This is a genomic window from Rhodoblastus acidophilus, from assembly GCF_009720655.1.
GTDB lineage: Bacteria > Pseudomonadota > Alphaproteobacteria > Rhizobiales > Beijerinckiaceae > Rhodoblastus > Rhodoblastus acidophilus_A.
On record NZ_WNKS01000005.1, the window covers coordinates 42,701 to 56,936 of the forward strand.

General features: G+C 65.9%; 14 protein-coding genes. 8 read left to right on the forward strand and 6 right to left on the reverse strand.

Going from position 1 to position 14,236, the window contains the following annotated elements; translation table 11 throughout:
• The first annotated feature begins 160 nt into the window (after positions 1 to 160).
• Positions 161 to 2,500 carry a putative bifunctional diguanylate cyclase/phosphodiesterase gene (locus GJ654_RS07780; protein ID WP_155445585.1) on the forward strand — a complete coding sequence of 780 codons (2,340 nt, stop codon included), beginning with the start codon at positions 161 to 163 and terminating at the stop codon, positions 2,498 to 2,500.
• 101 nt (positions 2,501 to 2,601) lie between these two features.
• Here the strand turns inward: GJ654_RS07780 and GJ654_RS07785 are convergent, their stop codons facing one another.
• Positions 2,602 to 3,321 (reverse strand): outer membrane protein, encoded by a 720-nt coding sequence (locus tag GJ654_RS07785; protein WP_196305468.1) that lies wholly within the window; start codon positions 3,319 to 3,321, stop codon positions 2,602 to 2,604.
• 501 nt (positions 3,322 to 3,822) lie between these two features.
• On the opposite strand from GJ654_RS07785, the gene rpsF reads away from it, so the two are divergent.
• The 4 genes from rpsF to rplI all read left to right on the forward strand — a co-directional run bounded on the left by rpsF (position 3,823) and on the right by rplI (position 6,328).
• Positions 3,823 to 4,257 carry a 30S ribosomal protein S6 gene (gene rpsF / locus GJ654_RS07790; protein WP_155445587.1) on the forward strand — a complete coding sequence of 145 codons (435 nt, stop codon included), beginning with the start codon at positions 3,823 to 3,825 and terminating at the stop codon, positions 4,255 to 4,257.
• Complete coding sequence (gene rpsR / locus GJ654_RS07795; RefSeq protein WP_155445588.1) at positions 4,257 to 4,502, forward strand: 30S ribosomal protein S18; 246 nt, start codon at positions 4,257 to 4,259, stop codon at positions 4,500 to 4,502. The genes rpsF and rpsR overlap by 1 nt, the downstream gene beginning before the upstream one ends.
• A gap of 216 nt (positions 4,503 to 4,718) precedes the next feature.
• On the forward strand, positions 4,719 to 5,759 hold the full coding sequence (locus tag GJ654_RS07800) for a hypothetical protein (RefSeq protein WP_155445589.1): 1,041 nt from the start codon (positions 4,719 to 4,721) through the stop codon (positions 5,757 to 5,759).
• A gap of 2 nt (positions 5,760 to 5,761) precedes the next feature.
• Positions 5,762 to 6,328 (forward strand): 50S ribosomal protein L9, encoded by a 567-nt coding sequence (gene rplI, locus GJ654_RS07805; protein WP_155445590.1) that lies wholly within the window; start codon positions 5,762 to 5,764, stop codon positions 6,326 to 6,328.
• A gap of 57 nt (positions 6,329 to 6,385) precedes the next feature.
• On the opposite strand, the gene GJ654_RS07810 is transcribed toward rplI, so the two are convergent.
• Positions 6,386 to 6,685 (reverse strand): hypothetical protein, encoded by a 300-nt coding sequence (locus GJ654_RS07810; protein WP_155445591.1) that lies wholly within the window; start codon positions 6,683 to 6,685, stop codon positions 6,386 to 6,388.
• 284 nt (positions 6,686 to 6,969) lie between these two features.
• Complete coding sequence (locus tag GJ654_RS07815; RefSeq protein WP_155445592.1) at positions 6,970 to 7,494, reverse strand: hypothetical protein; 525 nt, start codon at positions 7,492 to 7,494, stop codon at positions 6,970 to 6,972.
• 177 nt (positions 7,495 to 7,671) lie between these two features.
• Here GJ654_RS07815 and GJ654_RS07820 point away from each other — a divergent pair, with 177 nt between their 5' ends.
• Positions 7,672 to 8,514, forward strand: coding sequence for a fumarylacetoacetate hydrolase family protein (locus GJ654_RS07820; RefSeq protein WP_155445593.1), 843 nt, complete (start codon positions 7,672 to 7,674; stop codon positions 8,512 to 8,514).
• On the opposite strand, the gene GJ654_RS07825 is transcribed toward GJ654_RS07820, so the two are convergent.
• The 3 genes from GJ654_RS07825 to GJ654_RS07835 form a co-directional block, all read right to left on the reverse strand.
• Positions 8,515 to 8,802, reverse strand: a complete 288-nt coding sequence (locus GJ654_RS07825) for an acylphosphatase (protein WP_264586146.1) — start codon at positions 8,800 to 8,802, stop codon at positions 8,515 to 8,517.
• Between the two features lie 51 nt (positions 8,803 to 8,853).
• Positions 8,854 to 9,111 carry a hypothetical protein gene (locus GJ654_RS07830; protein WP_264586145.1) on the reverse strand — a complete coding sequence of 86 codons (258 nt, stop codon included), beginning with the start codon at positions 9,109 to 9,111 and terminating at the stop codon, positions 8,854 to 8,856.
• Between the two features lie 94 nt (positions 9,112 to 9,205).
• Complete coding sequence (locus tag GJ654_RS07835; protein WP_155445595.1) at positions 9,206 to 9,943, reverse strand: XdhC family protein; 738 nt, start codon at positions 9,941 to 9,943, stop codon at positions 9,206 to 9,208.
• A gap of 170 nt (positions 9,944 to 10,113) precedes the next feature.
• Between GJ654_RS07835 and katG the strand changes: the two genes are divergently transcribed.
• Complete coding sequence (gene katG / locus GJ654_RS07840) at positions 10,114 to 12,291, forward strand: catalase/peroxidase HPI (RefSeq protein WP_155445596.1); 2,178 nt, start codon at positions 10,114 to 10,116, stop codon at positions 12,289 to 12,291.
• A 447-nt stretch (positions 12,292 to 12,738) separates the two neighbouring features.
• Positions 12,739 to 14,235 carry a replicative DNA helicase gene (locus tag GJ654_RS07845; protein ID WP_155445597.1) on the forward strand — a complete coding sequence of 499 codons (1,497 nt, stop codon included), beginning with the start codon at positions 12,739 to 12,741 and terminating at the stop codon, positions 14,233 to 14,235.
• Position 14,236 lies beyond the last annotated feature (1 nt).

The following is a 14,236-nucleotide window of genomic DNA, read 5'->3' on the forward strand; positions in this document are numbered from 1 at the left end:
ATGCAATCGCGTACACCCAATCTTCACCTGTCGCGGGCAAGCTCGCGCGAGAGCGTCGCGCAATCATGAGGATCGCCGCCGCTCCGGGGGTCTCCCGCCTGTTTCGCTTCATGTCAGAAGCTTCGCAGCGCCGCTGGCGCGAAGAGCATCCGGATTCCGCATGAGCGCCTTCTTCAGCTTTTCCAGCAGCGCCAAAAGAGACAGGGATTTGCCCCTGCCCGTCTATCGGGCGCTGATCGTCTCGCTGTTCGAGGGCGCCGCGCGCAACGCGGCCAATGTGTTCGCCTATACGGTGCTCGGCGCCTTCATGATGATCCGCGCCGACGACCTCGCCATCAGCTTGAGCAGCGGGCTCCTGATGGCGGCGAGCGTCTTTCGGGCCACAGTGGAAATCTCCTGCTGGCGGACGATCAGCGCCAAGGGCGCCGACGCGCTGGCGACGGCGGAGATGGTCGAGGCCGAGGAGATGCGTTATGTCGCGGCCGTCGGCCTGTTCGGCGCGGCGCTGACGCTGTTGCAAGGGCTGGTTCTGGTGCTGCCCAGCGGCGAGCCGTTTCGGCTGCTCACCATCGCCGGCGTGCTGATCTTCCTGGTCAGCGCGCCCGCGCGCGCCTGCGGGTCGCCGCGCGCCGTCGTCCTCCAGACCAGCGTGATCAACGTCGGCTTCTGCGCGGCCATGCTGGTCACCGGCGGCGCCAACGCCTATCTGGGCATCATGATGAGCCTGGCGCTGTTTCGCCACTTGCGCGACACCACGCGCTCGCTGCACGGCACGATGGTGTCGATGCTGCTGGCCCGCCGCCGCGCCGAGGATGTCGCGCAAAAGCTCGACACGGCGCTGAACAATATGGCGCGCGGCCTGCTGATGATTGACGACGGCAAGCGGGTGCAGGTGTCGAACCGGATCTTCGCCGAAATGTTCGGTCTCCCGGCGACGCCGGTCGGCCTGAGCGTCCGCCGGCTGGTCGGCGCGCTGATCGCGCCGACCCTGAACGGCGACCGCGCGCGGGCGGCGCTGACCGAATTCTTCGATGGCGAGGGCGGCTCGGAGGGGCAATGGCGCCTGACGGACGGCCGCATCCTCGCCTTCTCCCGCCAAATCGTGGCGCAGGGCGCGGTGATCACCGTCGCCGACGTCACCGCCGAGCACGAAGCCGAGCAGAACATCCAGCGCATGGCGCGGTTCGATCCGGTCACCGGCCTCGCCAATCGCGCCTTCCTCGCCGAAATGCTCGACAAGACCATTGCGTCGGCGGCCGGCGGCGACGGATTTTCGCTGCTGTCCATCGACCTCGACCGCTTCAAGGAGGTCAACGACGCCCATGGCCATCACGTCGGCGACCTCCTCCTCACCCAGGCGGCGTCGCGCATGCGCGACGTGATCGGCGCCAGGGGATTCGTCGCGCGGTTCGGCGGCGACGAATTCGTCGTGCTGCTCGAAGCCGCGCGGCGCGAAACCGTGGTCAAGATCGGGACCGCGCTGGTGCGCGCGCTCAGCGCCCCCTGCAAAATCGAGGGCAAGGCCGTCCGCATCGGCGCCAGCGTCGGCGCGGCGGTCTTTCCCGACGACGCCCCTGACGGCAAGGCCGCGACCCTGCTCAAGGCCGCCGACATGGCGCTTTACGACGCCAAGGCGTCCGGCCGCGGGGCCATCAAATTCTTCGTCGAGGACATGGCGCTCTCCGTGCGCCGCCGACGCCGGCTGGGCGCCGCCCTCCGCGACGCGCTCGGCCACAACCAGCTCACCCTGGCCTACCAGCCCATCGTCGACATCGACGGCGGGCGGGTGATGGCCGTCGAGGCGCTGCTGCGCTGGACCCATCCGGAATTCGGCTCGGTCTCGCCGGCCGAATTCATTCCCATCGCCGAAGAAATCGGCGCGATCATCGAGATCGGCGCCTTCGTGCTGGAAAACGCCTGCCGCGACGCCCTCGCCTGGCCCGCCCATGTGCGCATCGCCGTCAACCTGTCGGCGTTGCAGTTCGAGGGCGGCGACCTCGAGGCGACCGTGCGCGGCGCGCTGGAGCGGACCGGCCTCGCCCCGGACCGCCTGGAGCTGGAGATCACCGAATCCATCCTGATCGGCAATCACGCGGCGGTCCTGGAAAAACTCAATCGCCTGAACGCGCTCGGCGTCCATATCGCGCTCGACGATTTCGGCACCGGCTATTCCTCGCTGAGCTATCTCAACGATTTCAACTTCGACAAGGTGAAGGTCGACCAGAGTTTCATTCGCGACATGACCTCCGCGCGCAATTCCAAAGCGGTGAGCATCATTCGCGCCGTCAACGCCATTGGCGCCGACCTGAACATGACCGTGGTGGCGGAGGGCGTCGAGACGGAGCAACAGCTCTCCGCCCTGCGCGCGCTCGGGGTGTCGGGCGCCCAGGGCTATTACTTCAGCAGGCCGGCGCCGGCGCGGGAGATCGGCGTGATGCTGCTCAAGGAGATCGCCGACAGGACGAGCGCCAAGCGCCCGGGCGAAAAGAAAACCGCATGAACGGCAATGGAAAAGCCCGGCCGCAAGGGCCGGGTTGAAGTCGGGCGTTTCGCAAACAAGATCGGCGCCCCGCTCGCGGGGACCGGAGCGCCGGGGCAGGCTCAGTATCTGGCGACGACCGGCTCCGCCACCGGCCCGCCGAACTTGTACATGATGGCGCCCATGACCTGGTTCGAGGTCACGTTGACGCCGTCGTGCACGAATTCGCCGTAGTTGTAATAGCCGCCGGAGCCGAGATCGACATAGCGATATTCGATGCGGGTGATCCAGTTCGGGGTGAAGGCGTAATCGACGCCGGCGCCGATGGTCCAACCGGTGCGCGAGGTGGTGTACGACGCCGGAAGCAGGATGCCGTTGTTGTATCCGACCTTCACATCGCCGAAGGCGACGCCGCCCGCCACGTAAAGCAGCGCGCGATCCCAGACCGCCATGCCGAGGCGGCCGCGAATGGCGGCGGCGTAGGTGCTGTTGAGCGTGTTGTTGTAGATCAGGTTGCCATTGTAGGTGTAGGCCTGATCGCCGCCGAGCACGGCCGCGGCGTCGCCTTCGAGACCGACGACGAACTGGTTGAACTGCCAGTTGTAGCCAAGCACGCCGCCGATCAGGCCGGCGTCCTTGTAAATGCCGTTGCCGGTCCAATTGTCGTGGAAGTTGCGGAAGTCGCCGCCGCCTTCGACACCGATATAAAAGCCCGTCCAGCTGAAGACGGGCGGCGGCGGCACATAGACCGGCGGCGGAGCCTTGATCGAAGGCAGATCGGCGGCGAAAGCCGAACCGGCCATCGCCATCAAGGCGACGGTAGAGAGAAGAACTTTTCTCATGGGAAACCCTTCCTGAAGCTCGTTAAGAATGCGGTGGTTACGCGTTCTATACTTTGACCTAACCTCAGGATTGACGATTCCGCAAGCGCCTGAAATCATTATTGATAGCACTGTTGCCTTTTCATCTCAGCGGTTCTACGTAATGGCGCCACAATTACTTAAGCGTCGCCATTGGCCCGTTCGCCACGCTGTGCGGCAAGGACCTGAAACAGAGGGAAAAAAACCCCAGCCGCCGTCGCCGAGGTCGGCGCGCCGCTCGGGGCAACCCCGCATCAGCCGCCAAAAAGACCGCCCCGCGCTTGCAATCGCCGAGATTTCCCCTATAAGCGCCGCTTCATGCTCCGGCCGGGGGCTGAACGGAGGGCCGATTTCGGCTGGCTTGTCTCAATCAGGGATTTGCCGACTTCCCGTGTTCCCGCCTTCGATTTGCTAAGTCTGTCGGGCCTTTCTCCGGGCTCGAAGGGCTCCGCGCCGGGGTAGAAACAGAGAAAGGTATCCCAAATGGCTCTTTACGAGCACATCTACCTTGCTCGCCAGGATCTCACCGCCCAGCAGGTCGAGGCCCTCAACGAGCAGTTCAAGGCCACCATCGCCAGCCTTGGCGGAACCGTCGGCAAGGTCGAATACTGGGGCGTGAAGTCCCTGGCCTATCGCATCAAGAAGAACCGCAAGGCGCACTTCACCCTGATCAACGTCGACGCGCCCCCCGCCGCTCTGGCGGAAGCCGAGCGCCAGTGGTCGATCAACGAAGACGTGCTGCGTCACCTGACCATCCGCGTCGAGGCGCTGGAAGACGGCCCGTCCGCCATGCTGCGCAAGCGTGACGACGACGAGAGCCGCGAGCGCGGCGATCGCCCGGATCGCGGCCCCCGTCTGCCCAGCGGCCGCGCCCCGCGCCCGCGCCGTGAAGACGCCACCGAGGGAGGAGCTTTCTGATGTCCACCGCCGCCGCCGGCGCTCGCCGCCCCTTCTTCCGCCGCCGCAAGACCTGCCCGTTCTCGGGCCCGAACGCGCCGAAGATCGACTACAAGGACACCCGTCTGCTGTCGCGCTACATTTCCGAGCGCGGCAAGATCGTGCCCTCGCGCATCACCGCGGTTTCCGCCAAGAAGCAGCGCGAACTGGCCCAGGCCATCAAGCGCGCCCGCTTTTTGGGATTGCTGCCCTACGTGATCGTCTGAGCCCTCTGGATCATCCTTCGAGACGCGCCCCTGCCGGGGCGCTCCTCAGGATGAGGGTTCGGTTTCATCATTAGCCCTCATGGTGAGGAGGCGCGCAGCGCCGTCTCGAACCACGAGGGCGGTCCACGAAATCATTCAGACGCCGGACAATCCGGCGCCTGATAGCTGGGGCGGACTCGACCCGCCTCTAACCGGGACATCCGGGACAGCGCAGGCATGAACGACAACAATCCTCCGACAGACTGGTCCGACCGCCTGGTCGGCTTCGGCGCCGGCCTTGCCAGCGCCCTGCTGTTCGCCGCCTCGACGCGGGGGACCGGGCTCGCCATGGCGCTGGCCTATGTCTGCATCCTGCCGCTGCTGATCGGGGCCATCGGCTTCTCCGCCCTCGCCTCCCTCGCCGGCGCCGGCGCCGGCGCGCTGTTCCTGGCCTATGCCGGCGAACCCCTTCTCGGAATCGCGTTCTTCCTCGGCTTCGGCGTTCCCGGTTTCCTGCTGGGCCTGCTGGCGGGCTGGACCTATCGGCTGCAAACGCCCGACGACGCGTCCGGCTCGTCGACAAAATTGCTCGCCTATCATTTGTCGCCGGGCGTGCTGCTCGCCGGCGCCGTGCTGGTGTCCGCCTGCGCCGCCTGGACGCTGACCGGCGCGCTGATCTGGAGCGAAGGCGGTTTTCACGCGGCGCTCGACGCGGCGCTGGCCGAATATGGCCCCGCGCTCGACCCGACGCTGCAAAAGCTCGCCAAGGTCGCGCCCGACCTCGATCTGGCGCAGGCGAAAAAGATCATCGTGCTCAGCTTTCCGGGCGCCGTCGCGGCCTCCCAGACCCTGCTGCTGACCTTCAATCTCTGGCTCGCCGCCCGCGCCATCGACATTTCGGGGCGGCTCGACCGCCCCTGGCCGCCGCTTCCGGAGATGACCGTGCTGCCGCGCGGCCTGGGCCTGGCTTTCCTTCTCGCCGTCGGCCTCTGCTTTGCCGGCGAATCCGTCGCGGTGTTCGCCGGCGCCTTCGCCGCGAGCGCCGGCGTGGCGCTCGCCCTGCAAGGGCTGGCCGCCGCCCACGCCCTCACGCGCGGTCACAGCCAGCGCGGCGCCATTCTGGCGTCGGTCTATGCCGTGACCCTGGTCGGCGTCGCCGTCGCGCCGCCGCTGCTCATCGCGCTTGTCGCGTGCGGACTCGCCGAGTCCGCTTTGTCCCTGCGCGCGCGAAAAGCCGCGCGCGCCAAAATCGCAAAAATCGAAGAAACAGGAGAGTAAAGATGGAAGTCATTCTGCTTGAACGGGTCGCGAAACTCGGCCAGATGGGCGAAGTCGTGCGCGTGCGCGACGGCTACGCCCGCAATTTTCTGCTGCCGCGCGGCAAGGCGCTGCGCGCCACCGAAAACAACAAGAAGCATTTTGATGGCCAGCGCGCCCAGCTCGAAGCCCGCAACCTCGAGCGCAAGTCGGAAGCGGCCGCCGTCGGCGAGAAGCTGAACGGCCAGGTGTTCGTGATCCTGCGCCAAGCGGGCGAAGCCGGCCATCTCTATGGCTCGGTCGCCCCGCGCGACATTTCCGACGCCGCCACCGCCGGCGGCTTCTCGCTGGAGCGCCAGCAGATCGTGCTCAACACGCCGATCAAGACCCTCGGCCTGCACAAGGTGCCGGTGCACCTGCATCCGGAAGTGGACATCACCATCGAGGTGAACGTCGCCCGTTCCGCGGAAGAGGCGGAGCGTCAGAGCAAGGGCGAGTCGGCGGTGGTGCGCGAAGAGCACTCTCTTGCCGACCTCGGCCTCGAAATCGGCGCGGCGCTGGCCGAAGCCGGCCCCGACGTGGAAATGTAAGTTTTCGGTTTTTTGGAACCGAAGCCAACGGGGCGCGATGCGCCCCGTTTTTTTTCGTCACGCGATCGCCTGCGCCTTCCCGCGCAACATTTCGGCATAGACATGCTTGCGCCGCTCCGCGCATTCCGCAAGCAGGGTGCAGACGCCCAGCACAGCCATGGTCGCGGCCACGGCCATGGTGACGCGCGATTCGACCGGCTCGATCAGGGCCGAGGCGAGCAGCAGCAGCAGCGGCTGGTGGACGAGATAAAGGGTAAAACTGCCGCCGGCGAGCCAGCGAATGACCCGGGTCGCGGCGGCGCCGAGCGGCGGCAGAGCGTCGAGCACAAGCGCGGCGCCGACGATCTGCATCGCCACGGACAGGCCGATCAGCGAAATCCCCCAAAACCGTCTTCGCCATCAGGAACCGCACAATGGCCAGGAGCGACAACAGCGCGCCGACGCGCGGATTGGGCGCGCGCTGTTGCAGCACGATTCGCCGCGCCAGCACGCCCATCAGCCAGATCGGCAGGTCAAGCAAAATTTTTGGACCGAAGAACACGGCCCAGGCCAGCGTCAGCGCCACCCGGCGCCGCCCCGACGGTGATCCATCGCAGTTTACCGGCGGCGTCTTGGCTTTCGCTTAACGCACGGGCGAACGCTCACGTCTCCGACCCGTCCAGCGGAAACAGCCGGATCGGAATCGGGCCGGCCTCGCGCAGGATCGAATCGACGACCGGATCGGCGGCGAACATCTGGTGGACCAGCACGAACGGTTTTGTCCGCGGCCAGCGCCGCGCACGGGCGACGCCAAGCCCCCGCACCAGAGCCCACATGGCGGCATGGCCGACGACGCCATCCGGATCGCAGGCCAGACGTCCCGGACAGGCGTCCGGGGCGATTCCGATCAGCTGCGGACCCATGGCGGTCCGGTCCAGCAGATAAGCGAGCCCGCTCAGGCGGTGGCGTATGAAAATTTCGGCGCCGGAGGCGTCGACATGCCATTCGGAAAAAAGCAGGCAGCTCTCGACCCAGTCGAAATCGGCGGCGCCGAGGTCGCCCAGCCGGTATTTTTCGGCGCGGAGCAGCAGCACGCCGCCCGCCGGGGCCGCGGCCCACGGGGCAAGGCCAGCCGCCGTCGCGCCCAGACCAAAACCCTTCAGAACCATGCGCCGCGTGACATCCATGGCTCGACCCCGAATCGTCTGGCCCGAGCCGACTATGGGGCGCCGCGAGTCCCGGGTGAATCGGTGGTCGCGCAAGGGAAACGGCCGACGGCTTTCCCGGGCGCCAACGGGCGCTTGCGGATGCGAACTTTGCTCGTGACGTCGCCGGCGCCATGCTGGATGAAAGGGAGACTCATCATGAAACTGCTGCGCTACGGACCTGCCGGTGAGGAAAAGCCGGGCCTTTTGGACAGCCAGGGCCGAATTCGCGACCTCTCGGGCGTGATCCCCGATCTGGGGCCGGCGCAAATCTCGCCCGAGGGGCTGGCGAGGCTCGCGGGCGTGAACGTCGAAACCCTGCCGCTGGTCGAAGGCGAACCCCGGCTGGGCCACCCGGTCGCGGGAATCGGCCAGATTCACGCCATCGGCCTGAACTATCGCGACCACGCCCGCGAATCCGGCATGGCGATCCCCCAAGAGCCGATCCTGTTCACCAAGGCGACCTCCAGCCTGTCGGGGCCCAACGACGACATCGTCATCCCCAAAAACGCGCAAGCCGTGGACTGGGAGGCGGAGCTTGGCGTCGTGATCGGCAGCGCCGCCTACCAAATCGCCGAAGCGGACGCCCTCAGCCATGTCGCCGGCTATCTCGCCGCCAATGACGTTTCGGAACGCGACTTTCAGGCCAAGCGCGGGGGACAATGGGTGAAGGGCAAGAGTTCGCCCGGTTTCGGCCCGCTCGGCCCCTGGCTGGTCACCCGCGACGAAATTCCCGACCCGCAGGCGCTATCGCTCAAACTCTCGGTCAACGGCGCGATTCGCCAGGACGGGCACAGCTCGAACATGATTTTTCCGGTGGCGCGGCTGATCGCCTATGTCAGCGGTTTTCTGAGGCTCATGCCCGGCGACGTCTTGATCACCGGCACGCCGGCCGGCGTCGGCATGGGCATGAAGCCGCCGGCCTACCTGAAGCCCGGCGACGTGGTCACGGTTGAGGTTGAACGCCTGGGAACCCAGATTCAGCGGGTGCGGGCGCAGTAATCAGGCGCCGCGCAGCACGCGAAAGGCGACGAACGCCTCCGCCTCCGCCGCGTCCGCCGCCTCCGTGCGCAAATCCATCACGGCGGACAGCGGCGGTCCCGCGCGCATCTCGCGCAACAGCGCCGCCACGTTCTCGGCGTCGCCGTTGATCATGGCCTCGACGGCGCCGCCGGCGCTGTTGCGCACCCAGCCGGTCACATGGAGCCGCGCCGCCGCCCGGCGCACGAATTCGCGAAAGCCGACGCCCTGGACGCGGCCCTCGACAATCACATGCAAGGTCTTCGCCACATCGAACCCCTTTCAGGCGGAGCGCAGGCCCGCGCCGAAAACCGTCTCGACTCAGGCGAAGGCTTCGCCTGTGATCCCGCAGGTCTCCAGAAACTTGCGCACGTGGACCACGTCTTCCTTGCTCAGCGTGTGGTGGCGGTGGAGCGTGGTCTTCTTGCCGTGCAGCGTCACTTCGACCTTGTTGCCGCCCTTGGTTTCAAGCTCGCCCCCCAGCGCCGTCAGCGCATGTTCGGCGTCCTTGAAGTCGATGTTGTGGGCGATCGGATGCGAGAAGAAGGCGTGCAGGATTTTCTTGGCGTGTTGATGCACTTTAATAAATCTCCTCATTGCGACGAACGCGGCCATGCTAGCGGGAAGCGCAAGAAAGTCCATGACGCAAGTCAGTTAAGGCAAATCGTCGCCGTCATTTCGAGGGGAGTCGCTGTCCCCGCCGCCGCGTCGCCACCATGTCCGCGACGATCGACAGCGCGATTTCCTCCGGCGTGACCGCGCCGATGTCGAGCCCGGCCGGCGAGCGGATCGTGTCCAGCACAGGTGGGGCGACGCCGGCGCGCGCCAGCGAGCGCTTCAGCGCCGCGAGGCGGCGGCGCGGCCCCACCACGGCCAGATAGCGGGCGGGAAGGCGGGCCATGGCCGACAAGGCCGCCGCCTCACCCTCCCCCTGGATCGCGACGACGAGATAGAGATCGCCGCACAGGTCGTCCGGCGGTCGAAAACCGTTCACCAGACGGTCGGCTTCGGCGAAGCCGGCATGGCTATTTGCGGACGCGCAGACGGTGACGAAAAAGCCCAGGCGGCGCGCGAGATCGGCGAGGGCCACGGCGACCGGCGTCGCCCCGGAGATCACCAGCGTCGGGCGCGGCAGCAAGGGCTCGACGAGCAGGTCCACCGCGCCCGTCTTCATCCGTGTCCGCAGGAGCCGCGGCCGTCCGTCCTCCAGGGTTTTCTTCGCGGTTCGAAAAGCCTCGCGGGCCGCCGCGCCCGTCAGCCAGCCGGTAAACCCGTCCGCCGCGATGACGGCGCGCGCGCCCGCCGGCGCCGCCCGCGCCCGCACGGAGCGGACCACGGTCGCGACCGCCACCGCCTCGGCGTCGGATGTGACCGCGCCGACGAGATCGAGAATGTCCTTGGGAGCGCCCATGGATTTGAAATGGGAACGGGGGCGTTGCGGCGCGAGTGTGACCGAATCATCAAAACTTCGTGATTGCTTGAACGATACAAACTTTACTTGAGCTTTGCTTTGCAAATATTGTGGACAGCGAGGCAGCATTTATATCTTCGGGAAGGGCGCGAAAACCAAGGGAGAAAACCATGAATGTTGCGACGGAAAACCCGAGCCAATGTCCCATGCACGGACGCGTCGGCAGGGGCAACAAGGACTGGTGGCCCAACCGCCTCAGCCTGCACAGGCTTCATCAGCACGCGCCCCGCTCCAACCCCATGGGCGAAAGCTTTGATTACAAAAAAGAATTTGAAAAACTCGATCTCGACGCGGTGATCACCGACCTGCGCGCGCTGATGACGGATTCGCAGGACTGGTGGCCGGCCGATTTCGGCCATTACGGCGGCTTGTTCATCCGCCTGGCCTGGCACAGCGCCGGCACGTATCGCATCGCCGACGGGCGCGGCGGCGCCGGCGGCGGCCAGCAGCGTTTCGCCCCGCTGAACTCCTGGCCGGACAACTGCAATCTCGACAAGGCCCGCCGCCTGCTGTGGCCGATCAAGAAGACGTATGGCAAGCAATTGTCCTGGGCGGACCTTTATGTCCTCGTCGGCAATGTCGCCCTGGAATCGATGGGTTTCAAAACCTTCGGCTTCGCCGGCGGGCGTGTCGACACCTGGGAGCCGGAAGAACTCTATTGGGGTCCGGAAGGCTCCTGGCTCGGCGACGAGCGCTACAGCGGCGAGCGCCAACTGGCGAACCCTCTGGCCGCCGTGCAGATGGGCCTCATCTACGTCAATCCCGAGGGCCCCAACGGCACGCCCGATCCGGTCGCCGCCGCCCGCGACATCCGCGAAACCTTTGCCCGCATGGCGATGAACGACGAGGAGACTGTCGCCCTGATCGCCGGCGGTCACACGTTTGGCAAGACGCATGGCGCGGGCGACCCCTCGCTGATCGGCGCCGAACCGGAAGGCGGCGCGATCGAGGAGCAGGGCCTGGGCTGGCGCAGCAAATTTGGAACCGGCGTCGGCGCCGACGCCATCACCGGCGGCCCCGAAGTGATCTGGAGCCAGACGCCAACCCGCTGGAGCAACAAGTTTTTCGACAACCTGTTCAATTTCGAATGGGAGCTGACCAAGAGCCCGGCGGGCGCCTGGCAATGGGAAGCGAAGGACGCGCCGGCCGATGTGCCGGACGCCCACGATCCCGCAAAGAAGCACCGCCCGCGCATGCTCACGACCGACCTGTCGCTGCGCTTCGACCCGGCCTATGAAAAGATTTCGCGCGACTTCCACCAAAACCCGCAAAAATTCGCCGACGCCTTCGCCCGCGCCTGGTTCAAGCTCACCCACCGCGACATGGGGCCGAGACCGCGCTATCTGGGAAAACTGGTCCCGCGGGAAATCTTCATCTGGCAGGACCCGATTCCGCCGGTCGATCACCCCTTGATCGACGCGCGCGACATCGAAGCGCTCAAGCAAAGCGTTTTGGCGTCCGGCCTGAGCGTCAAGCAACTGGTGTCCACCGCCTGGGCGTCCGCGTCCACCTTCCGGGGCTCGGACAAGCGCGGCGGCGCCAATGGCGCGCGCATCCGGCTCAGCCCGCAAAAGGACTGGGAGATCAACAACCCACCCGAACTCGCGCGCGTGCTGCAACAGTTTCAAGCGATCCAGCAAGACTTCAACGCCTCGGCGGACAATGGAAAAAAGGTCTCGCTGGCCGACCTGATCGTGCTCGCCGGCTGCGCCGGCGTCGAAAAAGCCGCGCGCGACGCGGGGGTGGCCGTGCAAGTCCCGTTCACGCCGGGACGCATGGACGCGACCCAAGAGCAGACCGATGCGGACTCGTTCAAGCCGCTGGAGCCGGTCGCCGACGGTTTTCGAAATTATTACGTGCGCGACAAATCGCTGATGGCGCCGGAAGAAGCGCTCATCGACCGCGCGCAACTGCTGACCCTCACCGGCCCTGAGATGACGGTCCTGGTCGGCGGCCTGCGCGTCCTCGAAGCCGGCGTCTCCAACCACGGCGTCTTCACCGAGCGTCCGGGCAAACTGACCAACGATTTCTTCGTCAATCTTCTCGACATGGCGACGGAATGGGAGGCCACCGGCGAAAACACCTATGCCGGCCGCGACCGCAAGACCAAACAGCCGAAATGGACGGCGACGCGCGTCGACCTGATTTTTGGCTCGCATTCGGAGCTGCGGGCCTTGGCCGAAGTCTACGGCTGCGCCGACGCCCACGAAAAATTCGTGCAGGATTTCGTCGCCGCCTGGAACAAGGTCATGATGGCCGACCGCTACGATCTCGGCCGCCACGTCTGATACGGTTTCCGCAAGATCGCTTCGCGATCCGCGCAAACGAAATCGCGCGGAAATCCTTCAGGCGAAGGGCGGATTTCCGCGCGAGCGGAATACGATTTCCGAACTCATCCTTCGGAAATCGTCTGAGCGGCGCCGCTTCGCCGCCTCAGATGAACAATTCTGTAACCCTCACCCTGAGGAGGCCCCGCGAGGGGCCGTCGCGAAGGGCGAGGGCGGTCCACGGGTTAGCCGAGCGCGCTCGCAAGAACACGGTCAAGCGGATTCCCGACTCGATTTTGCGCGCCTGTGGATGACGGGGATGCGGGCGCTGGCGTAACGATTCATTTTCCAATTTCGCCGTGCTCGTGCGAAAAGACCCTCCCGCCGGACAGAGCCGGCGCTCACAGCATTATAATTGCGCGATTCGCACCGGGCGGCCTTCCGCTCGGGCAGAGGAGGTTTTTGCCGATGGCGGCGCTGGAAAAAGTCTACGATCGCGCTCTCGTGCCGGCCTCCGAGCAGAATTTCCGCACGCCGCCCGCCAATATCGAGGCCGAACAGGCCCTGCTCGGCGCCATCCTCGTCAACAACGACGCCTTCGACCGCGTCTCCGATTTTCTCAAACCCGAGCATTTTTCCGAAGACCTGCACCGTCGCATCTACGAAATCGCCGGCCAGCTGATCCGCGCGGGAAAACTCGCCACCCCGGTCACGCTCAAGACTTTCTTGGGGGATGTCGACCTCGGCGCCTCCATGACCGCGCCGCAATATCTCGCCCGCCTCGCGGCGGAAGCCACCACCATCATCAACGCCGTCGATTATGGCCACGCCATCCACGACCTCGCCGTGCGCCGCGAGCTGATTCGCATCGGCGAAGATGTGGTCAACACGGCTTACGAAGCCGATGTGGACGCCTCGCCGCGCATGCAGATCGAGGAGGCCGAACGAAAACTCTACGCCATCGCCGAGACCGGGCGCTACGAGGGCGGTTTTCACAAATTCGCCGAGGCGCTCACCGCCGCCGTGGACATGGCGGCCAAAGCCTGGGAGCGCGAGGGCGGACTGTCCGGCGTCTCCACCGGCATGCGCGATCTCGACCGGATGATGGGCGGCTTGCAGCCTTCGGACTTGATCATCGTCGCGGGCCGTCCCGGCATGGGCAAGACCGCGCTCGCCACCAACATCGCCTTCAACGTCGCCAAGGCCTATCGGGGACAAACCCATGACGACGGCCGGGTCGAGACGGTGAATGGCGGCATTTGCGGCTTCTTCTCGCTGGAAATGTCGTCGGAACAGCTGGCCACCCGTATCATCGCCGAGCAGGCGCAGGTGCCCGGCTACAAGATCCGGCGCGGCGACATTACGGAAGGCGAGTTCCACCGCATATCCGGCGCCGCCCGCGACATGCAAAGCATCCCCTTCTACATCGACCACACCGGCGGCATTTCCATCGCCCAGCTCACGGCGCGCGCCCGCCGCCTGAAGCGCCAGCGCGGCCTCGATCTTCTCGTCGTCGACTATCTGCAACTGCTGTCGGGCTCGAAATCGCGCAGCGACAATCGCGTGCAGGAGCTGACCGAGATCACCACGGGCATGAAGGCGCTGGCCAAGGAATTGAACGTGCCGATCATCGCCCTGTCGCAATTGTCGCGTCAGGTGGAATCGCGCGACGACAAGCGGCCGCAACTCTCCGACCTGCGCGAATCCGGTTCGATCGAGCAGGACGCCGACGTGGTCATTTTCGTCTATCGCGAGGAATATTATCTGAAGAACAAGCAGCCGCGCGAGGGCACGCCGGAATTCCAGCAATGGATGAGCGAAATGGAGCGCGCCCACGGCAAGGCGGAAGTGATCATCGGCAAACAGCGCCACGGACCCACCGGCACAGTGGAACTCGCGTTCGAAGGCGAATATACACGCTTCAGCGATCTGGCGACGGACGACCACCTGCCAGCGCATATGTGAG

Bases quoted from the DNA above. Each gene is read 5' to 3' on its own strand.
- GJ654_RS07780 (WP_155445585.1), top strand. From the start codon at position 161: ATGAGCGCCTTCTTCAGCTTTTCCAGCAGCGCCAAAAGAGACAGGGAT.
- GJ654_RS07785 (WP_196305468.1), bottom strand. From the start codon at position 3,321: ATGAGAAAAGTTCTTCTCTCTACCGTCGCCTTGATGGCGATGGCCGGT.
- rpsF (WP_155445587.1), top strand. From the start codon at position 3,823: ATGGCTCTTTACGAGCACATCTACCTTGCTCGCCAGGATCTCACCGCC.
- rpsR (WP_155445588.1), top strand. From the start codon at position 4,257: ATGTCCACCGCCGCCGCCGGCGCTCGCCGCCCCTTCTTCCGCCGCCGC.
- GJ654_RS07800 (WP_155445589.1), top strand. From the start codon at position 4,719: ATGAACGACAACAATCCTCCGACAGACTGGTCCGACCGCCTGGTCGGC.
- rplI (WP_155445590.1), top strand. From the start codon at position 5,762: ATGGAAGTCATTCTGCTTGAACGGGTCGCGAAACTCGGCCAGATGGGC.
- GJ654_RS07815 (WP_155445592.1), bottom strand. From the start codon at position 7,494: ATGGATGTCACGCGGCGCATGGTTCTGAAGGGTTTTGGTCTGGGCGCG.
- GJ654_RS07820 (WP_155445593.1), top strand. From the start codon at position 7,672: ATGAAACTGCTGCGCTACGGACCTGCCGGTGAGGAAAAGCCGGGCCTT.
- GJ654_RS07835 (WP_155445595.1), bottom strand. From the start codon at position 9,943: ATGGGCGCTCCCAAGGACATTCTCGATCTCGTCGGCGCGGTCACATCC.
- katG (WP_155445596.1), top strand. From the start codon at position 10,114: ATGAATGTTGCGACGGAAAACCCGAGCCAATGTCCCATGCACGGACGC.
- GJ654_RS07845 (WP_155445597.1), top strand. From the start codon at position 12,739: ATGGCGGCGCTGGAAAAAGTCTACGATCGCGCTCTCGTGCCGGCCTCC.